This window comes from Brucella pseudogrignonensis (assembly GCF_002252525.1).
GTDB lineage: Bacteria > Pseudomonadota > Alphaproteobacteria > Rhizobiales > Rhizobiaceae > Brucella > Brucella pseudogrignonensis.
In genome coordinates this window covers 41,002-65,732 of the sequence record NZ_NNRM01000042.1, presented here as the reverse complement: position 1 = coordinate 65,732, position 24,731 = coordinate 41,002, and the positions used below count along the sequence as shown (strand labels likewise).

The window sequence follows — 24,731 nt, the reverse complement described above, 5'->3', positions numbered from 1 at the left end:
CCTCCGTAGGGAGAACGGATGCAAGGCTGTGTCCCACAGGAAGAACGACCAGGAGAGCGCCGACAACAGCGTTCAAGATCGGGCGACGCATCGCGCGTGACGTCAATCTACCCGCAGCGTTCATCGTAAGCATTGAGGATCTTAGTGAAGCGCTCGCTATGATTCTTGTCGCCATGATGTCTGTCTCGTTTCAGTCAATATCGAGAAGAATGGTTTCGCATGACCGCTCCTCCCGTTTGGGTTCACTTGGTGGTTTATTGTGATACTTATGGATTTCCAAACGGTCTGTGGGTTCCGGTCTTACGTTCCCACCATTTGTAACGACCGGTTCCGTCACACACCATGAAGCCCCAACCATTTGGGTATATTTCGCCAGGCGCGGTGTTTAGATTTGTGAAGCAGCCCCAGCCGCCATGAGCCTTTTCGAGGCAAACCCTGAAATCCTTTGGCTCGTGACCAATGTTTTTCAGCTTCACGGCGAAACTTTTCGAGCTATTGCAATTTTCTCCCCAAGCCGTATCGTATTTAACGATCTCAGCCATTGCCGCTGTTCCCAGGGACAACAGTATTGCAACTCCTAACGTCGCTTTCTTCATGATATTACCTTGTGTGAACTGCGTGGTTGGTTTCCAGTCTCGTGCGTTTTTATCGCTGAAGAAAAACCTTGCGGCATCCCCCGGGTGGGGGATAGACGAACGCTGTTCACGCAAATCTCTTTTGATCGCAAGCAGCCGGAAGCGCCATCGGATGAGGTTTAGCTTACCCTTCAACAGCCCGTGGGGTCCCAGCGTTCTATCGTTCTAATCATGGATGCTGTCACGCAGCACCTCTCAGGATTTCCGCGGCAGTTGCTTTGAGTTTAGGGTGATCATGAAAGGTTGCTTTTCGGTCTTCTGATGCGGGTGCCACTTCTGACCCAACTGGCGCGCGCTACTTTTACAACGCGACGAAACCATCGCAATCATTGGTCGAAAGAAGAACTTTCGGCAGAGTGCAACATTTCCCGATCTGCTATTGCCGGGCGTTTGCGATCTATCATCGGTCTTCCGCCGCTGCATTATACTGCCGGCACATGTTTGACTCGGTAGAGTATGGCGTTCGAGGATATGTCGTATAAGCTTGGTTATACCTCTCAAGCTGCTTACATCCGCGCATTCAAACGTATCACCGGCCATCCACCATGAGCGAGCAGACAATTTTGATAGCCAGTCAAGATTCTTCGCTGCTGTTTTCGGCTAAGTGCGATATGGGCAACTGGCACCTAATGTGAGAGGTGCAGAAAATGCATCAGCAACCGTGGAAACCCACAATTTATTAGTAGAATTTCCTCGTTAGGTTGGTTTATCTTGGCTCCATCAACTTCGTGGGGGCGTCGTTTGCAGAAATCCAATCAATATGATGCGTCAGGATCGCTAGCCGGCTATCTTTTTCAATGTCGGCTCGCTCTACTGCTTGCGATCCGTGAGATGAGGATTAAACCTAATTGCCATATCTCGATCGAAAAGTTCGACGATATAGCTTTCCATGAAGAAGATCTCGCGCATTGCGTCGTCCAAGCCAAGCACCATATCGGTCCGAAAGACGTCACGGATAACAGTGTCGATGTCTGGAAAACCCTTCGCATCTGGATTTCACAACTAAAGGCAGGCTCCTTTTCGAATGCCGATACGCGGCGGTTTCTCATTACGACCGCGACAGCGCCTGATGATGGGGGCCTCGCCATGCTACGCGTCGGCTGCGCACCTGCGGAACGTCAGATGGCAAGACAGCGACTGGCAACGGCCGCGCGCACATCAACCAACAAAACATCGGAGGCGGGCCGTAACGACTTTCTAGCCTTAACCGACGAGGAAGCCGATGTGTTGCTCGCCACAATTACCGTGGTGGATGGCGCGCCAGATCTGCACAATGTTCTCGATGAAGTCGAAGGCGAGCTTCGCATCCTGTCGGCCAGTTCCGCCGACAAGGTCGCGCAATCGCTCGAAGGCTGGTGGCTTGGCGCAGTTGCGAAACGCCTCGTTGGCTCCGAGACATCCGATATTCCGGTCCAACACATAGCAATCAAGGCGCAGGAGTTCGCCTCATTTTACGGACCGGTTGGCCTTCCTGTGAGCGATCCCAGCGAGTTCGGCGAGCGGCCCTATTCGATTGAGGACGAAGACGAGACCTACGTCAAGCAGATGCGTCTAATCCAGCTGTCGGAGACGGCGATAAAGCGCGGAATTCAGGACTTCTATCGGTCGAACACGCAGCGATCAAAATGGGCGAGAGAAAACCTGCTCCTTGACGGCGACGTCGCACGGTATGAGGCAAAGCTCCAGGATTCCTGGGAGCGCAAATTCGAGGAAGAGTGTGGCGAAGCCCACTCGGCCGATGATGCTTCGAAGAACGCAATGGGGCGAAAAGTATTTCACTGGGCAAGCCAGCAGCAGATCGAATTCCGCAATGTGATCGAGACGTGGATCACGGCGGGATCATTCCATGGATTAGCTGACCGGGTGAAGGTCGGATGGCATCCGAATTACATAGATCATCTTTCGGTCGGAGTTGATGATGCCTCGACTTGATATCTGGGCTCGACGCCCTCCTGAGGAAGCAAACCTCTTTGGCCCCTCGTTTCTCTGTGCGCTTTCGCACGAATTCCTTCGCGACTTCACCAAGGATGGCCGCAACGGAGCTTCGCTCTTCCTGCTGATTATCGCGCTATCGACTGCCTTGCATCGAAGCAGCCGGGAGCGGCTACCTTATTCGACGGTCACATCACTATATGCGTGGATTCAGGATAACGAGGATCTGCTCATCGGATTTGCGTCGAGAGCGCAGAACCTGACGCCCTATTTGAAAGAGAGCGTGCTCTTCGGGTTCGCGACAAAGACGATTACTGTCGACGATGAGGGAAACCTTCGGCCCGGCGAACGCCGTGCAACTTTTCCAAAGTCGTTCTTGGACGACACTACTGCAGAAACTAAAGAAATCATAGATAGATCAAAGTTCATGGGTAGATGGCTTGCAAAATCCGGATCTGAAACCTCCATCGCAGCGGCGTTGGGAGTACGTCCATGAGTTTCATTATCAAGGCAATTGTCATCTATAGCCACGTCGGCGAACAGCAGATCGTTCCGTTTCGTGAAACCGGTCTGAATATTATCACAGGCAAATCCAAGACCGGCAAATCGGCAATCATTGATATCGTCGACTACTGCCTTGGTCGCGGTAGCTACAATGTCGCCGAAGGAACAATCCGCAAGAAGGTGTCATGGTTCGGTCTGCACATTGCCAAGGGCGAGGACGAGGTATTCATCGCCCGTGACAACCCAGGTCCGGGCTCAGGCACGGGTTCCAAGGTGTTTATCTGCCGCGGTCGAAACCTCGCCTATCCCTCCCTCGATGAGATAACGAAAAACACCACCGAGGAGAGCCTCAAGGAGTTCGTGACGCGATTTGCGGGGATTCAGGAGAATGAGCACCGACCAACTTCCGGCACCCGACCGCCATTGGAAGCAGATATCGGACACGCGCTTTTCCTTTGCTTCCAGAAGCAGAACACCATCGCCAGCCAGGACCAGCTCTTCCATAGGATGAATGAGCAGTTCCTGCCTCAAGCGATGAAAGACACCCTCCCGTATTTTCTCGGTGCCGTCGATGAAGATCATTTCCGGCTTTTCGCGGAGTTGGACGAACTCCAAAAGAAGTTGCGGCTTCTAGAGGCTCAGCAGGCCAAGCACGTGCAGGCAGTTGATGTCAGCCGGTCGCGATTGACGAGGATTCTGAACGAAGGAAAGAAGGTCGGACTGATCCGACAGGACTATCAGGCTGTGGACGATAGTGTTTTCGCTTTCCTGGCAAGGATCGGGGAGAGCGCTATCGATCAACCCGACCTCACATCCGATTTCGGCGAGACCATTGCGCGCCTCCGTGGGGAGCAGAGCACGCTTCAGGAGCGTCTGGGAGATCTCAATCAGGACATTCGAGCCGCACGAGCCTTTTTCTCCGACCAGACCGAATATTCCCGCGAGGTCAGCGAACAGCGATCCCGCTTGAAGAGCATCGAGCTGTTCAAGACCGACATCGAATCGCCGGACCAATGCCCCTTCTGCGATTCGCATCTGGAGTCCCCTCTTCCACGCGTTACGCAGGTCCGGGACTCGCTGCGGCGGGTCAGCACCCAGCTTGATGGCCTTTATCGCGACAATCCCCATATCCAACGGCATATCGCTGATCTCGAAAGCAAGATTGGCGAAGCCACCGACAATCTGAAGCTGGTTCAAAGGGAACTCCAGCGCGCTGTCCTCGATGATGAGGCCGCCAAAGCCCGTCAGGACCTGATCGTGTCGCGCGGCCGCTTCCTTGGCCGGCTCGCGGAATTTCTTGAAGCGATGGCGCCGGATCGGGACGATCTGGAGCTTGCAGCGGAGATCGAGCAGATCAAAGGCTTGATTGCTGCGGTTCGCTCCCGCATCAACAGCGACGATATAGAATCGCGACTTCAGACGATCCTGAGCTTCATCAGCCAGAAGATGACGGACTATTCCGAGCTGCTTGACCTGGAACATAGCGGCAGCTCGCTGCGATTGGACGTCAAGAAGCTCACGGTGGTCGCCAACACTGTTGATGGCCCAATCCCATTGAACCGAATGGGAAGTGGCGAAAACTGGGTGGGCTATCACGTGCTCAGCCACCTTGCGATCCACTGGTGGCTTCGCGAACGGGACCGCCCCGTACCTGGCTTCCTCATTTTCGATCAGCCCACACAAGCCTACTATCCGCCGGATATTTCGGAAGGCGGACTCGAGCAGATTGAAAAGGATGCTGACAGGGCTGCCGTCAAAGCCCTATTCAAGCTGATGGCCCATGCTTGCCATGAGATCAAGCCGGACTTCCAAGTAATCGTTCTCGATCACGCGCACCTCACTGACGATTGGTTTGAAGACTCTATCGTGAGGGAGTGGCGGGGAGATAGCGCACTCGTGCCATATCATTGGCCTGAAGGATAAACGATGCCCTAAATTCTCGTAAACTTTAGTTTCGATTTGTCCGACGATCATGCTGCGGCTCTCGCTGACACACTGGGCTGCGCCCAAGGAGATGTAGGAGAAATTCTCCAGCTGTATGCGCCGGCAGCCCTAAGAGAATACGTTGAAATGTTCGCTGGCCAAGCCCTTACAGGGGTGGCAGATATGCGCGAGCGTCGTTTGGCGGAAATACTACGTGCGTTGCCCGCCGAAAGCTTCCCAACAGACGAGCGCATCGCCCGTCTGTTTAATCTTACGAGTTTGCAAGGCCGAGCGCTTCTGCGGACAACGCTATCCCGACATCGGGCGCGTCTGAAAGAAACAATGGAGGCGGCGGCCCGCCGTTTTATCGCAGCTTGTGAAGGTGAAGACGGCGCTGAGCGAGTCGCACGGTTTCCAAACGCTGTAGTGATCGAAATGCTCAACGCTCAGCTGTCTGCAGCTGTTGCCCCGCGCAGCCCGATTAGGCGTAAGCCGGGAACTTTTGACACATATCTTGTGGCGAATGGTGCTTTCATTGAACTCCAGAATCTTTATCCATGAGCACGTCAAATCATTTGTCTGACGCCATATCCGCGGCAAGCCTCGTACTGGCCGTCCTTACCGCTCTCTACACTCTCTGGCTATCGGATGTAACAGCTGCACTGGATCTAAAGCCCGCTGCCGACCCTGACGATCGAGGACCTCAGCGAGCGAAGATTGTGAGTGCTATACTGAGTAAGGCTTTGCCGCTTGCATTCGCGGCCCTAGCTTCAATCGCAATACTGGCACCACGAGGCGCCGCCATCATCATTGAAATATGGCACCATCACGCCGAGTGGGCGTTTGACGACGTCAAAGCAATGTTCGTGCTCACGCTCGCCCTTATGTTGCTGCTAACTATCGCTTCGGTGAAGCAACTCCTTCGGCTTGTCGCTAAGTATGTTAAAATATTTCGTTCGTAATTCGTGCAAAATCATTCAAAAGCGCCTGGGTCAGACACCTGTCAAATCACCCCCCACGCCCGAAACCGCCCCCTGCCGGTCATTTCACGCAGGCTGAGCTCTTCGACCAGACGGAGCGCTGCGCGGGGCGTGATGTCGAGTTCTTTGGCGATGAGGCCTGTCGAAACCAGCGGCCTCGCCAGAACGAGCTCGATCAGACCGGGCAGTTTGGACGAGGCGCGTCGGCCGGTCAGGCGACGTTCCAGCATCTGTCGTGCCAGCATCAGCCGGTCATGCTCCTTGAACCCGAGCTCGACACCCGCCATCAGCCCCTCGAGAGAGGCCATGAGCCGGGTTTCGAAATTGCGATGCCGCCGCCGTTCGACGCGGATGGTTTTCAGGCCGGCATTGAAGGCCAGCAGATGCGCCTTCGTGGTCAGGCCATCGCGCCGCAACAGGGATGCCGCCAGCAAACGGCCCAGCCACGGCGCCCGCTGCAACACCGCGAGTTCATTCCAGGCATCGAGTGCCAGAATGGCTTGTAACACCGGCGGCAGATCCCGGATCGAACGCAACACGGTTCGCCATTCGTCGAGCCGTTCGTCCTCATCCCAGTCGGGATCGCGGATCAGCGGGTCGGCCTCCGGCTTTGACAAACGCTGCGGTTGTTTCGCTTGGGTCAGAACAGTTTCGGACCGTGCCAGCACAGCGTCGATGGCGTCGAGATCGACACCGGGCAGGTCGAACCCGTCATCCAGACGATTGTTTCTCCCCTCCCCGTCGCGTTCCTTCCGAGCGACAACCGCATCGGACACCGCGACGTTTTCGCTCGCAGCAATGATGCCGCCAGCCCCAGGAGAGGAGCCAGGCCACGCCTGCCCGCCAACCCGAAGACTGCGCAAGCCGTTCGAACTCAGCGCCCAATCCGGTGCCTGCATTGCAATGCGCCGCCTTGTCTGCAACACGTCCCGGGCAATGGTCAGTGCGTGACTGGGCGAGCGGATATCGCGCGCTGCTTCATGCAGGACGAGATCTTCCATCTCGACCAGCTCGCCGTCGAGCCACAGCGAGGCGCAGGCATCGGCAAAATGGAACCGCTCGATCAGGCCTGTGCCGACCGGCGAAGGAGCAAGACGCTCATCGAGGCGCGCCAGAGCCGCACCGGCGCGCGCCAAGGGCTGCAGCAGGGTCTTCAGGGGCAATTGGTCAAGAGCGTAACGCATTGAAAACATGGTAGACACATTCTCAAACGGACGCCAGAAGATATTTAATGTCCGACACTGATGATGCCTTTTAGTTATCCCTATAACCTCCGATAAGTATAGGTTATCAAAGGTTATATGACCAATGCATTGACCAACCTGCAGAGAAGCGCTACAACAGCCCTCAAGAACCGATAAATGCTGCCACTGCCACCTGATTAACAGCCGGAGGATCTGGCCATGACTGTAACCGTGAAAGTCGCTGAAGCCAAAACGCATCTTTCAGACTTGCTGGCGCGGGTCGAAGCGGGCGAAGAGGTGATCATTTCGCGTGGCAACACACCCATCGCGCGCCTCGTCGCGCTTGATGAACGACGTCAGCGCCTGGCCGCGATTGAAGCTGTGCGGGCTTTCCGGGCCCAGGCGCAACCTGTCACCCAGGATGAAATCCGCTCGTGGATTGAAGAAGGGCGCCGTTGATATGGCATTTATTGTCGACGCCTCAGTTGCCGGTGCCTGGCTGCTGCCTGATGAAGATCATCCGTTCGCCACGGAGATGATGAACCGACTGGCCGATGAAGACGCCGTTGCGCCGGAACTTCTGCAGCATGAAATCCGCAGCATATTGTTGATTGCCGAAAAGCGCGGGCGAATTGGCGAGGACATCATCTACACAGCTCTGACGCGTTTTCACGCCTTGCCGCTGCGCCTCGTATCGCGCAGCGAGGATTCAGAAGTCGTTCGGGTCGCCCGACGCCACCAGCTCAGCGCTTACGATGCCGCTTATTTAGCGCTCGCCCTGACAGAAAGCCTACCGCTGGCCACGCTGGATCGCAAGCTGGCCGCCGCCGCCCGTGCGGAAAGGGCCATTGTTCTGGGCCCACTCGCCCATGATCACTGACAACGTTCAATCCAGAACACTATTGCGTGCCGAAACGCTCGATACGATCGCTGCCGTCTTGCCGATGAACCGCCGCGACATGCTGGCCGGGATATTGACGGATGAGGATGTCGAAACGCTCCGTCATCTGGTCAATGAAGGCATGGGCGAAAATACGCTGCGCGCGCTGACCTCGGATCTGGCTTATCTCGAAGCCTGGTCAATGGCTGCAACCGGCAATCCCCTCCCCTTCCCCGCGCCGGAGGCCCTGCTCCTGAAATTCGTTGCGCATCATTTGTGGCGGCCGCAGCAACGCGAGATCGAACCCGATCACGGTATGCCAGCCGACGTGGAAGAGGAATTGCGCCAACAAGGCTTTCTGCGTGTGTCGGGTCCGCATGCACCGGCAACGGTCCGCCGACGTCTGGCCAACTGGTCGACGCTGACCCGCTGGCGCGGTCTGGAAGGATCGTTTTCATCGCCTTCTGTCAAATCGGCCATCCGTCTTGCGGTGCGCGCCCTGAACCGGCCGCGCAGCCGCAAGAGTGCCCATGCGATTACCGGCGATATTCTGGGCAAGCTGCTGGCGACGTGTGCCGGCGAGAATCTAACCGCTTTGCGCGACCGGGCTATCCTGATGGTAGCCTTTGCCTCAGGCGGGCGCAGGCGCAGCGAAATAGCCGGCTTGCGCGTAGAACAGCTGGTCAAACAGGCACCGGTCACCGATGAGAACGGCTCTCCCCTCCCCTCTCTCGGCATCCATCTCGGTCGCACCAAAACCAGTGGTGCCGATCACGATGAAATCGTCTATCTGACCGGTCGTTCCGTCGAAGCCCTCACCCGCTGGCTGGAAGCAGCCAGGATCGACAAGGGCAGCGTGTTTCGAAAAGTTGATCGCTGGGGCAATGTTGCGGCGCGAGCGCTGGAACCAAGCGCCGTCAACCGGATCGTCAAACAACGCGCGCAAATGGCAGGCCTCGACGCACGTGAATTCTCCGCGCACGGCCTGCGCTCCGGCTATCTCACCGAAGCAGCCAATCGCGGCATCCCACTCCCCGAAGCCATGGAGCAATCGCGTCATCGCTCGGTGCAGCAGGCATCCGATTATTACAACAACGCCAAACGGCGCAGCGGACGGGCATCGCGATTGCTTTAAAGTGCAAACCCTCCATCCAAGGATTAAGGGTCGCACGTGGAACGGGGACTTTTTACATTGGTCAGTAGAAGACGGGCGGACGACATGGCATTGTTGTGGCTATGACAGATGAACCCGGTTTGCGCTTCAGCGGCTTCTCGCTTTGGATTGATGGACGCCAGTTCCCGGATGTGTCGGACTTCTGGGATGGAAACTGGCTGATGGTCCGCGCGCGCATGGAGGCGAACGGCGCACGTGTCGAATGTGAGGGGCCCGTACTGATGACCGTGGATATCAAGGAGTTCCGCGATCAACTCACTGCAATGGCGGCCTCGTTGACTGGCGAAGCCACACTCAAGGGCTTAGAACCCGAGATCAATGCTGTTCTGAAGATGCAGAAGCTAGGGCAAGTTGAAGCGGTGATCGAAATGACCGCTGATCCCGTCAATCAACATCATCGTTTCGTCCTGGAGAGCGATCAGTCCTACCTGCCCGGACTTATTCGTTCGTGCGACGCCATTCTCCGCAAGTTTGCTGTCATCGAGAAGAAAGGCGCCTGATCGAAAGGCAACCACACAACTTAGCTATTCCGAGCCAGAATGGCGCGTTTGGGGTGGGATTAAGCGCAACACGCTAGTTTTGCGGCGAACGGAGTAGACAGAACTCTTCGCCTCGGAAGCGAAGCGCAATATAGCTACATTGGTTCATATGATCGATCAAACAGGCTTGCTCTGGCATTGCCATTTCTTCCATCGTACAGCGCTCTTCCACACATGTTTGACTGTAAATCTGACCAGTGGGAACATGCGCGACGAAAAGCGAGGTCTTCGATCCCCTCGGATTGAGGGTTTCATATGCGGCTGTCAACCTCTCGAAAGCCGCACGATCTTGCCCCACGGGGTCAAGGTCGATCCCCATCTCGCCAACCTCGCCGACCATTTTCATGTAGCGCAGATGTCTTGATTCAGAACAAACAAGCCGATCGGCCTTCGCAGAGATCGAATACGTCAAGACAATGGCACTGACGATAATCACTACCTTCCGCATCTTTCCCTTTCGGTCTGTGTTTGATGGCCGTACAAAGTTTTGGTTTTTGCTGTCACCCAAAATCTGCGACAACTCCGACCATCTTAACGTCAGCTTCAGGGAAAGTCATTCATGACGATATGGGGCCGCCATGAAGGTCGACAGCCGCCTGGAGTTTACGAGACTCAGATGTGCAAGGCTGCATCGAGCGCACTGCGCCCATCGCCAGCAAGCCAGGACGCAAAAGTCAGCAGGTCGGGGTTGATTTCGTGCATGAGCGTCAGATCGACCTGCTCGGCAAGCGGCCCGTCTTCCAGACTCTTTGCCATATGCGCGAGATCAGCGTTTGCAGCGAGTACCTTGTCAGGAAACCGTTCGTAGGTTATCGGACGACCGGCTGCTTCACTGAGGATGACCTCAAGCTCGCGCCCAGTCAGACGGTCGCTTGCGATCTTAAGCGTTGAGCCGCCAAAACGGGTCTTGTCGGCAAGCACCGCAGCAACGAACCTGCCGATGTCTTCCACGGCGGTTAGCTGAATGGAATCATCTGGCCGGATGAGGGAAACCAAATGGCCTTTGTCCAGACCGAAACCGGGACGCACAAGCATCTCCATGAAAATCATCGGCCGAATGATAGTGGTCGTCATGTCGAGTTGTCGAATATGAGCTTCAATACGAGGCTTGGCGTCAAAACGCGGAACGCCTGTCAGTTCGTTCCCCACACTGGCACCTGATGAATAAGCAAAATGGCTGATGCCGGTTTCAGCCGCTATATCTGCAATCGATATACCATAACGAATTTCGTCCTCGGCGGCCAAGTTTGCAGGTAACACGCTGAAGACACCATAGGCGCCTTTCATCGCCGAGCGGATAACATCGGTTCCTTCAAATGAACCCTGCACAAGCTCGATGCCTGCATTCCGCAATTGCAGCGATGCAGCTTTGCTGGAATCCTGAACGAGCGCGCGAACGCGCCATCCCGCCTTCAACAAAGCATTGGCGACAGATCCTCCCTGTCTTCCGGTGGCGCCGAAAACGAGAATAGAGTGCTTGCTATTGGTCACTTGAAACCCTCGTGTTAAACAAGAGCCATCCATATATACGAATAATGTGCAGCCGGAAGACGGCACATTTTTCAGCGTTAGGCACAAGGATGATACCTTTGAACGAAGAGAGCGATGTCGGCACAGCGCGCGGATCAGAGAACGACAGGCCGTTCAGGCCCATTCCGTCAAACGGGATATGCAGCCTGCTAAGTGACAAATGGATTGTTCCGGTTCTTTGGCGTCTTTCACTGGCTGAGGATCATCGATTACGCTTTTCAGAATTGAAGAAAGAGGTCGGTGAAATCACCCAGCGCATGCTGACGCTCACGCTGCGCAATCTCGAGCGCGACGGCTTGGTTGTGCGTCACTATTTCCCTGAAGTGCCACCACGTGTTGAGTATGAACTGACGGATATCGGCCATGGAGCTTTGCGTGCCCTCGAAGGGTTCAACTTCTGGGTTCACGACAATCTGGATGCCATCAAGGCGCGTCGACGCGCTTACGATCAGGCGGAGTTGTAAATCCAGATTCCCGAGACGAGTTCAGAAGTTCCGAGAACGGTTCTGGCTAGCAAAGCTTAGCTACGACCGCTTTTCGCATTTTCGATTGCGACCCTGGACGGCGGCTTGGTCGAAAGCCGACTTTGATGACCGTACAGGAGCACGACGGAATTGGGTGCGAAGCAGTCGGCCATTTCAGCATGACAACAAGCAAAAGCTGGCTATTCTTCAGTGCGCTGCCGCGTCAACAAAAGGAACGAATATTATGGCCACGTTTATTCTGATAGCTGGAGGCTGGCAGGGCGGGTGGGTTTACCAGAAAGTAGCAGATATACTTGTTGGGCACGGGCACATGGTTGTGCCAATCACACTTTCGGGGCTCGGTGATACACCTGCCCCATCCGCAAATCTTGAAACCCATATAAGCGAGGTCGTTGATGTCGTGAAGTCGCATAGTGACGACTTGATCCTTGTCGGGCAATCCTACGGAGGAATGATCGTGAGCGGTGTAGCGGACGCCGTTCCGTCGCGAATCCGCTCACTGGTCTATGTCGACGCTTATGTCCCGGAATCCGGCGACTCAGTCTGGTCGCTGACAACACCGCATTTTCGAGACATGTTCATCGCAGGTGCAAAAGGTGACGGGCTGAATTGTGCCGCGCCCGCCAATCTAGACCCACGGTGCCGCCCACAGCCCATCGGGACATTTCTCCAGTCAATTACTTTAACCGGACGCTGGCGTGAAGTGCCTCGTAAGATCGTCGTTGGCGCACATGGATGGGAGGGCAGTCCGTTTCTCGACCTTTATCGACGTTTGGACAACGCAACGGATTGGTCAACCTTTTCTCTCGATTGCGGCCACAACATAGCTCGACTGGAACCAGAGGCATTGGCCCAGATACTCCTGACCCAGACTTGACCAACCAGATAACCATTTCAGTAGACGCCTCTCGATTTCTGCCATCACTGCCACCCGAATTCGACGACCGGCTTCTGTGGGCGGTTTTTCACAGCAGCCCAGCCTTCATTTGAAAAGCGGCAACCGATCGCCCCCTGACGTTTTTGACTATGCGTCAGGCTATAGATCTGAGCCTGCCTCCGCGAACTCATGTTTTAATGTCGCAATAATCGAACTCCTGTTCTCAGCTGAGAACACATCTTGTTGGCCACTTCGCACGACAGCGAACAGCCCCACCTGATCATGGGTAATTGCCTGTTCTGCCTGGATCGCGTTAACCTATCATTAACTTTAAAGTTGTTGACGACTCACAACGATACGGTCATTCTGACGCTCAATCCGATTATTTTCCTTGTTGAGCGATTTTAATGATCCACAGCGCCAATGCCACTAATGTCAAGCAATCCGTAGAAAAGTCGTTAACTCGGCTTATTGAAGCGGACGCCGACACACTGAGCGCCCAGCTTCAACACCTTCGCGCACGCGCATTCCCGCCGACCGCTCAGAAAGAGTTACGTAAATTTGCTCCGGGCGAAGCAGCAAAGCTGATTGGGATCAGTGACGTCTATCTTCGCACCCTCGTAAACGACGGCGTTATTGGAGACGCGGAAAAGAACGCTGCTGGTAGGCGCCTCTATTCCTTGGAGCAGATCCATGCTATCCGGCATCACCTGAGTAATAATAAAAAAAGCTACGACCAACGTCGTAGGGAAGACGATCGACTTCAGGTAATAGCCGTTACTAATTTCAAAGGCGGCTCAGGCAAAACCACTACGGCTGCACATTTAGCACAGTACTTTGCACTTCGCGGTTATCGTGTTCTAGCCGCAGATCTAGATCCTCAAGCGTCATTGTCTGCTTTATTTGGAATACAGCCGGAATTTGATCTCGAGCCTAACGAGACGCTCTACGGTGCAATCAGGTATGATGAAGCTCAACGGTCACTCAAAAGCATCATTAAAACTACATATTTCAGCGGTCTCGATATCGTACCTGGTAATCTCGAATTGCAGGAATTCGAACACGAAACTCCTCGCGCCTTAACATCAGCGTCGCGATCAACTGACAAATTGTTTTTCACACGAGTAGCATCCGCGCTGAAAAGTGTGGAAGGCGACTATGACATCGTGGTTCTCGATTGCCCCCCTTCGCTTGGTTACCTGACTCTGTCGGCTCTCTGTGCCGCTACTTCGGTGCTTGTAACAATTCATCCCCAAATGCTCGATGTAGCATCAATGAGTCAATTCTTGCACATGACCGCTGGCCTTTTTGATGTTGTTGAAAGAGCAGGAGGCAATGCGAACTATGACTGGTTTCGCTATGTGCTTACTCGTTACGAACCAAACGACGGCTCCCAGTCACAGATTGCGGGCCTTCTTAAAGGATTATTCGGAGACCGGGTATTAACTAATTCGATGGTCAAGTCCGCCGCGATATCAGACGCGGGAATTACGAAACAGACTCTTTACGAGGTCGGCAGAGAAAACTTTCATCGGCAGACGTATGATCGTGCGATCGAAGCTCTCGATGCCGTCAATTGTGAACTCGAAGAACTAGTGAGAGATGCGTGGGGTAGAAAATGAGCAGGCGCCGAGATGCTTTACGAGATTTTCTAACACCGATTACGACTAACCATGAGTTCTCAGCTGAGAACACACCCAGACGGCCGCAGGTGTCCTCGGGCGCATTGCAAAGCATGAATGATGCCATTACCGGCCTTTCGAATGAAGCTGACGAACTCCGCAAAGCGCTAGCCGATGGCCAAGCTATTGTAGAACTCGATGCAAATCTTATTGATGCATCCTTTGTCAAAGATCGCCTAGATGAGCATACAGGCGCGGAGTTTGACGCTTTATTGAATAGCATTCAGGAGAACGGTCAGGCAGTACCCGTACTTGTAAGGCCAAATCCTGATCAATCGGGCCGTTATCAACTTGCTTACGGACATCGGCGCGTTGCGGCACTTAAACAGCTTGGCATAAAGGTCAAATCGTTCATTCGAGACCTGTCCGACGACGAGTTGATTATAGCGCAAGGTAACGAAAACCTTGAACGCAAAGATCTTACTTTTATTGAGAAGGCATTATTTGCTCGGCGCCTGGAAGATCGCGGAACGACGAGAGCGGTGATCATGGCAACGTTCGGTACCTCATCCAGAGGCGTTTTGTCCGAAATGATTGCGTTGGCACGAAAGTTACCTGAAGAGCTCATAAAGGCTATTGGCGCAGCGCCTGGTATTGGACGACCGAAATGGGATTCGATGGCTACACTGCTAGCCAATAAGCCTGACGCGTTCGAAACCGTTCTTCAGAATGAAACTCTGCAGACTCTAAATAGCGTCGAACGCTTTGAAGCGGTCTTCGCGTCGCTTAAGCAAGCGAACAAAGTATCAACAAACACAGTGGATCATGCCTGGCGTTCTGATGACTCTCAGTTAAGAGCAGTTACCAAATCCAAGCCTAAAGGATATGCTGTCGAGTTCTCCGAGCCTGAAGGAAAAGCGTTTGGAGCGTGGATATCGGATAATATGAAGCGCTTGTATGAAGAATATAAGGACAGTAAACAGCCTAACTAGGAGACTTAGCAAAAGAAAAAGGCCCCCAAACGTTACCGTCGTGGAAGCCTCTCTCAAAGTTCTAGCAGACTGAGAATCGCATTTCCACGAATCAGTGTCAAGAGTCGTAAGCGTCTTTTTGGCGGGTGGATTTCTTTTGCCTTTTGAAAGGTGAGAGGGAATGCAAATTCTGATGACTGATACGTCCGCATTTCGCGGGCGAATGAAGGCCTTTGCCCAAAATTCTGGTCAGCAAGAGAAGCCGAAGCAGGGGAGGGCTGTAAACAGATGGGCACTCTACAAACAGCTTTGCGTCGCTAAGGCTGAGTTCGGTCTGAACGATCGTTGCCTTGCCGTGCTGAGCTCGCTTCTGTCATTTCTCCCTGACGATGACATGAATGAGAAAACCGGCCTCGTCGTTTTCCCATCCAATCGTCAGCTGTCGCTGCGTGCTCACGGCATGCCTGAATCAACGCTGCGCCGTCACCTGGCGTCCCTGATCGAAGCCGGGATCATTGCGCGCAAAGATAGCCCAACTCGCAAGCGTTATGCTCATAAGGACAGGGAAGGGAGCGTTGAACTTGCCTTCGGCTTTTCCTTTGCGCCATTGCTCGACCGCGCCTCTGAAATTGCTGCTATCGCGGATAAGATTCTTGCCGATCAGAAAGCATTGAAGCGTCTTCGCGACGAAGTGTCCGTCATGCGCCGAGATATGGCGGCAGCTTTTGCGGATAGGGCCCAGGAAATAGGTGAGCGTGGTGAACGTATCGAAGCATTGTTTATTCGCTTCCGCGCCATTGTCGACGCCATTCCTCGCCGTGCATCTCTTGATGAACTGTCCGCGATCAGGGCCAGTTTTGAAACCATTCGTGGTGAATTGGCTATCGCGCTGAAAACAATAGAGATTGTTTCGGAAATGAGCGGCAGCGACACCCAATATGAGCGGCAGCATAATGAATCCCTACCAGAATCCCTTTTTGAATTTCAATATGGCGAAAAGATTGATTTGAAGGTGCCTTCTGCGGAAACACCAGGTCCCGTGAAAGCTGAAAGGGAAACTTCTATCGAGTTAACGCCGTCCATTTCTCTCGACCAGGTACTTCGATCTTGTCCAGATATCCGCGAATACGGAAGGAACGGAATTGGCACTTGGCGTGAGCTTCGTGATGCCTCGCTTATCGTCTCGGGCTTTCTTGGCATCAGTCAATCAGCCTATCAGGAAGCGATCCGTTTCATGGGGCCAGAAACCGCTTCAACCGCTATTGCGTGGATTCTGCAGAAACTATCGACCATCAATTCGCCTGGCGGATATCTGCGATCTCTGACACAGAAGGCGAGGGGAGGGGGCTTCTCCATCAGCCAGCTTCTGTTTTCGGGAATGAAGGCAAGTGGATGTCTCGTCTCAAGATGAGGCTGCGTTGACTCGTTTCTAAGGCACAGCCATGATTTGGAAATATCTATCGCGAGTAAGCCGAATTCTGGGATGGTCCACAGGGTCCCGTTGGCGTCATACAAAACGGTCGGATCGTCAATCCACGAGGATCGGACGTTTATATGAGTGAAGGGTGCCTGCTCGAAGGCCATCGCCGCCAGATTGCAGCGATGGACGTGGCGAAAACTCTGGGTGATGCCGCTTCAGAGCGGTCGAACGTTTTCTGCCTTGGCTTTGCCAGTCTTACGATCCTGACCAGTCTCATCGCTGACGTTCTGGCCCTCTCCAAGTGATCCGCCCGCTTGGACTAAGCCGGAGACATGCACAAAAACATCACTTCCGCCATCGTCCGGCCTAATGAAGCCGAAACCCTTGTCCTGATTGAAAAATTTTACCGTGCCCGTTGCCATATGGATCCTCTTAAATGGAGCGAAGTTTGCTTTGCCGATGGAGATTATTAAATATGCAATGGACGCGTAACCGCCTCGTATCGCGGACACTTGATCGATTGATCATTGAACCAAACAGAAGCTAGCCATATGACCCTTATCAGTTCTTGTGAGGAGGAGCATCCTTGAGTGTCATATTCCTGAATGGATCAGGCAGTTTGATTTGTGACGGCGTTGATGTCGGCCAGATTGAATTTAGTATTGCGGAGCCTGCAGACGGCCCTGATACGACAAGGCGGGGGAAACTCTGGGGGAATAAGCAAGCTATTGCTACAGCGGTGGACGCCCAGAAAGTGGAACTGAAACCTTCCGATGTCCATGATCTCTTATCTCTGGATATTGACGATACTGATCGGCAAGGCGGCGTGTCATTCCGTGTCCTGTAACAGGCTAAGCAAAGTGACCTTGTTAGGATCAGTCAAACATTTCATTCGACGACGCGTCTTCTGAAAGGATGGCGCGGTCAGATGTACTTGATGCGAGGAGGCCGTACGCGAGTGTCGTGAATCCGACAAGAGCTATCAACATGAAAACAACGGAGACCAATAGCCGAACGCGTTGTCGGCGTTTGAAAGATGATTGGCCAGTCCAATCGATCCTTGACGAGGGGTGATTGTCGTTCATAAGTCGATACTGCGCATAAAATTGTAAACAAGACTTTGATTGAAAGCCGTGCTTACAAAATTTAACTTTGCAGCAGCGCCTGAATACGGATGAACGCTCTCTACACGGCCGTGGACTGCCGTATTTGATGGCTTTAACAAGCGGGCAGAATGTCTTTCGGCTGCGATCTAAGTGCTCTCATCACCACAACGGTCAAATTGTCACTGAGACAGAACCTTTAATTTCGGCTTCTGTTTAATGGACTAACCTGCTTGGTTCATTGATGCATGCTTCGATTTTCCGGACCCGAAGCCGATATTGGCCACGACTTACACGAACAAATAGGGCGGCGTCTTCACAGAGTTTCTCTGTGCAGTTTCCCGCCAGAAATCTGAATTGACGTGTATATGGCCATTGCGGACAAAACCGTCTTATGTCTTTTGCGGAAAACGGCTCCTTCAAACTCCGGTCAACGTGGACTGCATGGCAGATCTCACTATAAACCTGCTGATCGGTTTTCTTCATAAAGAAACTCGTATCGTCAGGAATACGATAAGAGCGCGAACAGTATCGGCGGCTAAAAGCCGATCTATAGAATACGATTTCATCTCTTTTTTCTCCCATTATTCTCAACGGGCCGTCGGCAAGTAAGCTAGCAGAGAAAATTAATTCTTCAAATTGCCGATCTACCCCATCAATATCCGACTTTTAGAAATAGTGTCTCGGGTCGCGCGCTATTTGAGCCATCGTTCAATCGTTACATGGCGCCATACGCGGAGCGAACCAAGAGAATTAAAACCCCGGCGCTCATCCCAAAAACACCGGGGCCGCTCAACGCAATCTGGTCACGTTTCCATTCGCTTTGAACGTCGAAAATATAACCACCTTTTATCCAGATTCCAACCTGACCCTTGTTTCAAAACGTCGAAGACCCATCAGTAGAAACCTGATCTCGCGTTTATCAGAATTGGCTCTTCAGACAATGCCAGTGGGCCAGTTGCGGTGTGAGCGTAGCGAACGCCGCCGGCCGGAGGCACCCGCGCTCTCATATCGCGCTGTAGGGTTGCCGGAGGCCTATTAGGAGAGGCGAGAAGGCTGTGGTTAATGGAACGGATAGCATGAAGCAAATTACCGAAAAGGTACAATCAAAGGACCGATTGAATGTTTTTGATAGGAAATATTGGTCCGAGAACCAGACGTAATGGCCATATCAGAGGAATTTTTCATGATAAGCGTCTGTTTTAGGGTTGTGGGCGTAAACCAAATCGGTAACATTCCTCACCATCGAATACTAAACTTTAAGGAGAATTTGACCGGGTAAAAAAGAAAAACCGCTCCCGAAAAAATCCGGAAGCGGGTGCTATTTTCAAACATTCAGTACAAAATAAAATTGCACTCCCAACTTCCAAAGTCAATAAGAAGCGCTTTTCGGCGAATGGGAAAGCTTTGCCTGGTCTTTGAGAGGAGACGAGGAGTATGGGGGAAGCCCTACAGCCTGTGCGGCGGATCGGCCGTAAAAATACACCACAACGAACCGAGTTTCGTCGAATGGCTCAGTTCGCAGAGATTGGAACGGTGACACGCGGCCAGCTGATCGGCCTTGCGCAGTCACTCCCTTGCCTTGGCCTCATCAATGGCACAGAGGCGCACTTGCTTGTTGCCGTGATCAATACGGCTCCGGCAGAGAGCTATGACAAAGGCGGCCGACCGATCGTCTTTAAATCCAATGCGGCGCTTGCCTTTGAGATCGGGCGATCCGAGGGACGTGTGAGCCGCATGTTGTCACGGCTATTCGATGCCGGTTTAATCACCATGCAGGACAGCGGCAATTATAAGCGCTATCCGGTTCGTAGCGGGGACGGCAATATTGCCTACGCTTGCGGTATCGATCTGCGCGTTCTGATCGCCCGCTTCCCGGAACTCGATGGGATGGTCCGGCAGGCAAAGGCGGAAAAGAAAGCACTCAATGCGATCCTGCGTCGCTATCGCGGCGCTGTTCGCAATCTGCGTTACGCGCTCGCCTCTACCGATGAGCTGCCCGCTCGGCTGCGCGCCATGATCGAAAAGCGTTACGCGCGTGTTCTCGATGCGGTAGGCATCGCGACCAAGGCATCAAGCGTCGTCCTCCGTCGCGCAACAGGCTTGATTGAATGGATTGTCGAGCGGGTAATGCAGCTGCCACGCCGTGAGCAGCCTTCCGTTAGAAACGAAGATTCGACATGCTCGTATACCGAAAACGACATGCACAAACAGATTACAAACCCCTATCTCTTTGAAAATAGTAGAGATGAAATGCGTTCGGCGTTAGCCGAACAACTCAATTTCCCAAAGACCAGTTTCGCCAGTAAGAGGGCTTTCGAGAAAAGCCCGGGACGCAATTCGAGTAAAATCAATCAACCACACCACCCGCCACAAGCGTTAGTGGCTCTAAAGGATTTATTACGGGCAATACCGGCGCTGACCACCTATGGAATGTCGCGGCCCCGCACCTGGGTCGAATTGGCTCGCCTCGCCCCGCAAATTTGCCGCATGGCCGGAATTTCGGAAGATGCTCGCCGCCGCGCGGTCGATCAGATGGGGGAACAAGCAGCCGCAATTGCCATCGCTATCACGCTGCAAAAGTTCGACGAGAGGCAAGTGACGTCGCCGGGCGGCTATTTGCGCGCAATGACTGAGCGTGCCGCCGCCGGCGAACTGCATCTTGCCCGCTCGGTTTTCGGGCTTGCTGTCCGTCATGGAATGGAAGGAATACATTGATCTTTCGCTACATTTTCGCCGTCGCGGTGGCCCTGCTGCTGACTATGGAGCTTGCTGTCGCTGATCAATGGTCGGATTCCGTAGCCGGAACGGCTCGCGTCATCGATGGAGATACGATCAGCAACGACAACAGCGTGTCCGGATTGCCGCTATCGACGCTTGCGAGGTGCAGCAGAGCGGCTTTTAGAACGGCAGTTCCAGACGTTTGGAGGAGTTTCAGACGCTCAGGTCAATAGGTCCTCAAGGCGGTTTACCTGACCCTTCTTCGCACTGCGGGGTTTATTACAATTCGGTTTGCTGTAATTGGCCTGTCCAAGTACAACGTGGGAAACTCCTCCGTCGAGGCTTACACCAGGATTATTTAATGCGATTGACGCTTTACACGGACTTCTCACTTCGCGTTTTGATCCATCTCGCATTGCACCGGGAACGTTTGTGCTCGATCAGGGAAATCTCGGATAGTTACGCAATATCACATAACCATCTTACGAAGGTCGTGAAGGGGCTGGTAGACGACGGTTTCATCGAAACTATTCGTGGACGGAGCGGAGGTCTGCGTCTCGCACAGGCTCCAGACAAGATAACTGTCGGCCAGGTTGTCCGACGCACCGAAGAAGGTTTTCAACTGGCAGATTGTCCTGATTGTGTGCTTTCGCAGGCTTGTGGCCTTACCGGCGTCCTTGCCAAAGGGGTTGAAGCGATGCTTGCTGTGTTCGACGGCTACACAGTTGAAGATTTGTTGACAGATAAAGTGGTCCTGCGGCGACTGACAAAACAACAGTCACCTCTCGGTTTCAGCGTGACCTGAAGCTTCTCTGCACGAGGCAGGCCGATTGCCATGCTGGAATACGTAACGAGGGAAAACATTCTATTTTCCCTCGTACTCATCATGATACAGGGCTAACGGGCATAAGCTACGCGGCCAGAAGCTCGTCTGCCGGTCCGAAAAATTCATAGTGAATGCGATCCGACGGCACGCCGGCAAGCGACAGGGCTGAAACCGCTGCGCGCAGGAAAAGGCGAGGGCCGCAAATATAATAATCAGCGGTACCTACGGGTGTGTTTGTAATCAGCCAATCATCAGTGATCAGTCCTGCACGATCGTAGTCCTCACCAGGGGTTTCGTCAGGGAGAGGCGTCTGATGGAAGTTTGTAACCGTGACTGCTGTACTCTTAGCGGCAAGGGCATGAACGTGGTCCCGCATGGCATGGGTCTCGCGGTCATGCGTGCCGTGAATATAGTGTGTTGGAGCCTCCGGATATCGATTGGCGATTGTCTCGAGCATGGCGATCATTGGCGTAAGACCGACACCACCTGACAGAAGTACAGTTGGCCGCATTGGCCGTTCCGCCAGAAAAAATTCGCCAGCCGGCGCTGCGACCTTGATCACTGTTCCTACGGTCGCATGATCGTGAAGCCAGTTCGAGGCAACGCCTTTCGGCTCGCGCTTCACGGAGATGCGATAGGTTTCCCCGTTGGCCGCACTGGAAATAGAGTAATTCCGTTTCACAGCAGGCTGGCCGTCGATTTCAAACGAGAAGGTCAGGTATTGACCGGGTTTGTGCTCCATAACTGGCTGGCCATCGACCGGGCGAAGAATGAAAGACGATATGACGCTGCTTTCGCGGGCAACATTTTCAATGCGGAAATCACGCCAGCCATTCCAGCCGCCTGTTGAGCTTTTTTGATCCCCGTAGATGCGGTCTTCGCGGGCCATGAGGATATTTGCCAGAAACCAGTATGCCTCTCCCCATGCTTCAAGCACTTCTTCAGTTGCCGCGTCTCCAAGAACGGCCTTAATAGCGCCAAGCAAAGCTTCTGCGACATGTGGGTAGTGTTCCGGCAAAATCTGCAGCCCGACATGTTTTTGTGCAATGCGCTCTACGGCTGGCGCCAGTGCGCCAAGGTTATCGATATTGCTCGCGTAAGCGAGTATGGCGCCGGTCAATGCCCTTGGTTGCGCGTCGGTCAGTCCTTGATGGGATTGATTGAACATATCCCGAATCTCTGGGTTCTGGAACAGTCGTGAATACATCTCATTCACGATATCAAGCCCATGAGCGTTCAGTGCCGGGACGGTTGCCTTGACGATTGCAACGGTTTGTTCACTCAGTGTTTGTGACATGTGTGCTCCTTGTGACCGCGCTACTGGTTCGGAAATCAACATAAAGCTTCTTGGGTAAAGCTAACGGAACCGGGCTAAACGCGGCGCGTTGGTCGCTGCATTAAAACATGTAGCTGAGATACATCTATAGAGCTTGCAGAAAACATGCAAGTAAATGCATCTTAAAAGATGAAGCGTGAAAATCGTTGCAAGCCTTTCAGCATGCCAGCCATGCGAATCTGGCGCTTCTACCCGCGCTAGCTCGGACCTATATGCTGTTTGCAAGACAAAGAGAGAATTTTTGAGGAGAGAGAAATGAACCTGATCCGCTCGTACAGCAACTGGCGCCGTTATCGTAACACCGTCAACGAACTGAGCCAATTGAATGCTCGTGAACTGAACGATCTGGGCATTATGGCTTCGGAAATCCCGTCCGTAGCTCGTCAGGCTTCAGGTCGCTGATAATTCTTGATTATCGCTGAGGACCTTCCTCCCAATCCTCGGCGATCAGAGACCAGCATCTTCCTCCCAAGGTCTGGTCTTCACCATAAACACCCGTCGCTCCTCCCGCGGCGGGTGTTTTATTTTACGCTACGTTTTCGCCCCGCGGAGGCCCAGCTGATGACAGTCGGTCTTGCTGTCGCTGAACAATGGCCGGGTTCCGCCGCCGGAACGGCCCGCGTCATCGATGGCGATACGATCAGCATAGGACAACAGGGTGTTCGGATTGGCGTGATCAAGGCTTGCGAAAAGGGGCAGAGCGGCCTTTTGAACGGTAAGACGTGGCCATGCTGACTGATTGCGTGCAGCTAACTTCGCAAAATGATCGACGGGTAGCACGTGTTCTGCCGAACCGTTGACGCCGATCGCTATAACCGTTCTGTCGGTCAGTGCATTATCGAGAATACGGATATCGGCCTTGCAATGTTACGCGCGGGTCAGGCTGAAGCGATGTTGCGCTACTTGCCGCGAAACCACGGCATCGACATTGCCGAATACGGGTATGCCGAAGCGGAGCACGCGAGCGTTTACTTGGAATATGGTCGGCGGACGCAGAGAGCCCGCACTTATCGTCTGGCCCATGCCTTCATATAACGCCCACCGCGTATAGCCAATTTGGTATTCCAGATTAATCAGTGCAGAGAACCGCTCCGGTTATCCATACTTGCCATGAGCACACGAAATCTGTTGAAAATAGGCTTTATCCGGCTATTATGCGTTGCTATCGGTACCGTATCAACGGTCTATGCCACCGAGACGAATTGCCATATTGGCGCATAGAGCACACCTCTAATTCGGTTGCTTTTGACGCTCGTTCGCACGTCGACGCGGTTGCCGCAAAGCCGGAAGCCAGAAAAATTTCCCCGCCTGCGGCTTCTCGCGCGACAAATTTTTCGGCCCTCGGCTTCCTCCGCTGCGCTCCGGCCCAAGGGTGCAACACCACTTACCGCCGTGCCCGTGAACGATCATCGCAACCACATAGAGGAGTGAATACCATGGCCAACGAAATCACCAACTTCATTCAGTTCGACAGCGAAGACCTCGACACCGCATCCGGTAATGGCCGCATCTCAACCCTGACCGACGACATCGACATCGAGGTCGTGCCCTTCAACTCGGAAAACCCGGACGCTCCGACGCACCGCGTTTTCGCCAAGTCTCCGCGTGGCTTCAATATCGAGGTTGGCGGGATCTGGAAAAGGGCAAAGGCCGATGGCGAAGGCTTCAAGCGCAATCTCGCGATCCGTCGCCTGAACTACAACGCCAACCTCGGTCGCTTCGGCGGACAGGACGACCCAAGCCTTCAGGCCGTTCTCGAATGGGAACCGCGCAATTGATAGCCCAACAGCGCCCGGCCAAGTGCCGGGCGCAATGCATCGAAAGCCTCAAAAATCCCTTAGTTTTCTGGATTTTGCGCTAGGGTTTATCACAACAGGAGTTTTGACGATGAACTTTCATGCCCCCCGTCCGGATCGATCTCCAGAAGCTGTTGCCAAGCGCAAAAAGGCTACTGATCAGGCGCGCGCCGCAAATATGCGACAGGGCTATGTCCACGATCCACTGTTGGAAGCGGCAACCGCGGCCTATGTCGCAGGCGATATCACGCGCGACGAATACAAAGAGCGCGTTGTCCGCAAACCGCAATAGT

27 protein-coding genes are annotated in these 24,731 nt (G+C 53.7%); 21 read left to right on the top strand and 6 right to left on the bottom strand.

All coding sequences use genetic code 11. The features are described from left to right. Window positions 1–266 precede the first annotated feature (266 nt). Window positions 267–770: a hypothetical protein gene (locus CEV34_RS19505; protein WP_094544304.1), complete on the bottom strand. Its 504-nt coding sequence runs from the start codon at window positions 768–770 to the stop codon at window positions 267–269. 696 nt (window positions 771–1,466) lie between these two features. Between CEV34_RS19505 and CEV34_RS19500 the strand changes: the two genes are divergently transcribed. From CEV34_RS19500 to CEV34_RS19485, 4 genes are all read left to right on the top strand, one after another. Continuing rightward, complete coding sequence (locus CEV34_RS19500; RefSeq protein ID WP_094544303.1) at window positions 1,467–2,567, top strand: ABC-three component system protein; 1,101 nt, start codon at window positions 1,467–1,469, stop codon at window positions 2,565–2,567. Next, window positions 2,554–3,063 carry a three component ABC system middle component gene (locus tag CEV34_RS19495; protein ID WP_094544302.1) on the top strand — a complete coding sequence of 170 codons (510 nt, stop codon included), beginning with the start codon at window positions 2,554–2,556 and terminating at the stop codon, window positions 3,061–3,063. Before CEV34_RS19500 ends, CEV34_RS19495 begins: the two co-directional genes overlap by 14 nt. Continuing rightward, on the top strand, window positions 3,060–4,994 hold the full coding sequence (locus CEV34_RS19490) for a DUF3732 domain-containing protein (RefSeq protein WP_094544301.1): 1,935 nt from the start codon (window positions 3,060–3,062) through the stop codon (window positions 4,992–4,994). Before CEV34_RS19495 ends, CEV34_RS19490 begins: the two co-directional genes overlap by 4 nt. A gap of 147 nt (window positions 4,995–5,141) precedes the next feature. Beyond that, window positions 5,142–5,555: a hypothetical protein gene (locus tag CEV34_RS19485; RefSeq protein WP_210199580.1), complete on the top strand. Its 414-nt coding sequence runs from the start codon at window positions 5,142–5,144 to the stop codon at window positions 5,553–5,555. Window positions 5,556–5,997: 442 nt separating this feature from the next. Here the strand turns inward: CEV34_RS19485 and CEV34_RS19475 are convergent, their stop codons facing one another. Then, window positions 5,998–7,167 (bottom strand): RHE_PE00001 family protein, encoded by a 1,170-nt coding sequence (locus CEV34_RS19475; protein WP_094544299.1) that lies wholly within the window; start codon window positions 7,165–7,167, stop codon window positions 5,998–6,000. Window positions 7,168–7,377: 210 nt separating this feature from the next. Here CEV34_RS19475 and CEV34_RS19470 point away from each other — a divergent pair, with 210 nt between their 5' ends. From CEV34_RS19470 to CEV34_RS19455, 4 genes are all read left to right on the top strand, one after another. Further along, complete coding sequence (locus CEV34_RS19470; RefSeq protein WP_025091207.1) at window positions 7,378–7,617, top strand: type II toxin-antitoxin system Phd/YefM family antitoxin; 240 nt, start codon at window positions 7,378–7,380, stop codon at window positions 7,615–7,617. Window position 7,618: 1 nt separating this feature from the next. After that, window positions 7,619–8,038: a type II toxin-antitoxin system VapC family toxin gene (locus tag CEV34_RS19465; RefSeq protein WP_094544298.1), complete on the top strand. Its 420-nt coding sequence runs from the start codon at window positions 7,619–7,621 to the stop codon at window positions 8,036–8,038. Continuing rightward, on the top strand, window positions 8,028–9,173 hold the full coding sequence (locus CEV34_RS19460; protein WP_094544297.1) for a site-specific integrase: 1,146 nt from the start codon (window positions 8,028–8,030) through the stop codon (window positions 9,171–9,173). The genes CEV34_RS19465 and CEV34_RS19460 overlap by 11 nt, the downstream gene beginning before the upstream one ends. A gap of 101 nt (window positions 9,174–9,274) precedes the next feature. Further along, complete coding sequence (locus CEV34_RS19455; RefSeq protein ID WP_094544296.1) at window positions 9,275–9,712, top strand: WapI family immunity protein; 438 nt, start codon at window positions 9,275–9,277, stop codon at window positions 9,710–9,712. A 73-nt stretch (window positions 9,713–9,785) separates the two neighbouring features. Here CEV34_RS19455 and CEV34_RS19450 read toward each other — a convergent pair whose 3' ends face one another. Together CEV34_RS19450 and CEV34_RS19445 are read right to left on the bottom strand one after the other, a co-directional pair. After that, on the bottom strand, window positions 9,786–10,271 hold the full coding sequence (locus CEV34_RS19450) for a hypothetical protein (protein ID WP_143853447.1): 486 nt from the start codon (window positions 10,269–10,271) through the stop codon (window positions 9,786–9,788). A gap of 92 nt (window positions 10,272–10,363) precedes the next feature. Then, a complete protein-coding gene (locus tag CEV34_RS19445; protein ID WP_094544294.1) occupies window positions 10,364–11,242 on the bottom strand; it encodes an NmrA/HSCARG family protein in 879 nt (292 codons plus the stop codon). Between the two features lie 89 nt (window positions 11,243–11,331). On the opposite strand from CEV34_RS19445, the gene CEV34_RS19440 reads away from it, so the two are divergent. The 5 genes from CEV34_RS19440 (at window position 11,332) to repC (CEV34_RS19420) (ending at window position 16,647) form a co-directional block, all read left to right on the top strand. Further along, window positions 11,332–11,745 carry a winged helix-turn-helix transcriptional regulator gene (locus CEV34_RS19440; RefSeq protein ID WP_094544293.1) on the top strand — a complete coding sequence of 138 codons (414 nt, stop codon included), beginning with the start codon at window positions 11,332–11,334 and terminating at the stop codon, window positions 11,743–11,745. 244 nt (window positions 11,746–11,989) lie between these two features. Further along, window positions 11,990–12,643 (top strand): alpha/beta fold hydrolase, encoded by a 654-nt coding sequence (locus tag CEV34_RS19435; protein WP_094544292.1) that lies wholly within the window; start codon window positions 11,990–11,992, stop codon window positions 12,641–12,643. A gap of 407 nt (window positions 12,644–13,050) precedes the next feature. Continuing rightward, window positions 13,051–14,265 (top strand): plasmid partitioning protein RepA, encoded by a 1,215-nt coding sequence (repA, locus tag CEV34_RS19430; protein WP_094544291.1) that lies wholly within the window; start codon window positions 13,051–13,053, stop codon window positions 14,263–14,265. Then, window positions 14,262–15,257, top strand: a complete 996-nt coding sequence (gene repB, locus CEV34_RS19425; protein ID WP_094544290.1) for a plasmid partitioning protein RepB — start codon at window positions 14,262–14,264, stop codon at window positions 15,255–15,257. Before repA ends, repB begins: the two co-directional genes overlap by 4 nt. Window positions 15,258–15,429: 172 nt before the next feature. Beyond that, the gene (gene repC, locus CEV34_RS19420; RefSeq protein ID WP_235819117.1) at window positions 15,430–16,647 is read left to right on the top strand and encodes a plasmid replication protein RepC; all 1,218 of its coding nucleotides are present in this window, start codon (window positions 15,430–15,432) and stop codon (window positions 16,645–16,647) included. Between the two features lie 224 nt (window positions 16,648–16,871). Here repC (CEV34_RS19420) and CEV34_RS19415 read toward each other — a convergent pair whose 3' ends face one another. Beyond that, window positions 16,872–17,078: a cold-shock protein gene (locus CEV34_RS19415; protein ID WP_094544288.1), complete on the bottom strand. Its 207-nt coding sequence runs from the start codon at window positions 17,076–17,078 to the stop codon at window positions 16,872–16,874. A 164-nt stretch (window positions 17,079–17,242) separates the two neighbouring features. Here CEV34_RS19415 and CEV34_RS19410 point away from each other — a divergent pair, with 164 nt between their 5' ends. The 3 genes from CEV34_RS19410 (at window position 17,243) to CEV34_RS19390 (ending at window position 21,285) form a co-directional block, all read left to right on the top strand. Further along, window positions 17,243–17,503, top strand: a complete 261-nt coding sequence (locus CEV34_RS19410; RefSeq protein ID WP_094544287.1) for a hypothetical protein — start codon at window positions 17,243–17,245, stop codon at window positions 17,501–17,503. Between the two features lie 1,693 nt (window positions 17,504–19,196). Next, complete coding sequence (gene repC / locus CEV34_RS19400; RefSeq protein WP_024899937.1) at window positions 19,197–20,477, top strand: plasmid replication protein RepC; 1,281 nt, start codon at window positions 19,197–19,199, stop codon at window positions 20,475–20,477. Between the two features lie 364 nt (window positions 20,478–20,841). After that, window positions 20,842–21,285, top strand: coding sequence for an RrF2 family transcriptional regulator (locus CEV34_RS19390; RefSeq protein ID WP_024899939.1), 444 nt, complete (start codon window positions 20,842–20,844; stop codon window positions 21,283–21,285). Between the two features lie 106 nt (window positions 21,286–21,391). On the opposite strand, the gene hmpA is transcribed toward CEV34_RS19390, so the two are convergent. Next, complete coding sequence (gene hmpA / locus CEV34_RS19385; protein WP_094544286.1) at window positions 21,392–22,603, bottom strand: NO-inducible flavohemoprotein; 1,212 nt, start codon at window positions 22,601–22,603, stop codon at window positions 21,392–21,394. A 294-nt stretch (window positions 22,604–22,897) separates the two neighbouring features. Here hmpA and CEV34_RS19380 point away from each other — a divergent pair, with 294 nt between their 5' ends. The 5 genes from CEV34_RS19380 to CEV34_RS19365 all read left to right on the top strand — a co-directional run bounded on the left by CEV34_RS19380 (window position 22,898) and on the right by CEV34_RS19365 (window position 24,730). Further along, window positions 22,898–23,044, top strand: coding sequence for a DUF1127 domain-containing protein (locus tag CEV34_RS19380; protein WP_084486958.1), 147 nt, complete (start codon window positions 22,898–22,900; stop codon window positions 23,042–23,044). A gap of 159 nt (window positions 23,045–23,203) precedes the next feature. Beyond that, window positions 23,204–23,377: a hypothetical protein gene (locus CEV34_RS27410; protein ID WP_235819116.1), complete on the top strand. Its 174-nt coding sequence runs from the start codon at window positions 23,204–23,206 to the stop codon at window positions 23,375–23,377. Between the two features lie 45 nt (window positions 23,378–23,422). Next, entirely contained in the window at window positions 23,423–23,677 is a 255-nt protein-coding gene (locus CEV34_RS27405) for a thermonuclease family protein (protein ID WP_235819115.1), read from the top strand. Window positions 23,678–24,078: 401 nt separating this feature from the next. Next, the gene (locus CEV34_RS19370) at window positions 24,079–24,420 is read left to right on the top strand and encodes a DUF736 family protein (RefSeq protein ID WP_094544285.1); all 342 of its coding nucleotides are present in this window, start codon (window positions 24,079–24,081) and stop codon (window positions 24,418–24,420) included. A gap of 109 nt (window positions 24,421–24,529) precedes the next feature. Next, window positions 24,530–24,730 (top strand): antitoxin VbhA family protein, encoded by a 201-nt coding sequence (locus CEV34_RS19365; protein ID WP_094544284.1) that lies wholly within the window; start codon window positions 24,530–24,532, stop codon window positions 24,728–24,730. The last annotated feature ends 1 nt before the right edge of the window (window position 24,731 follow it).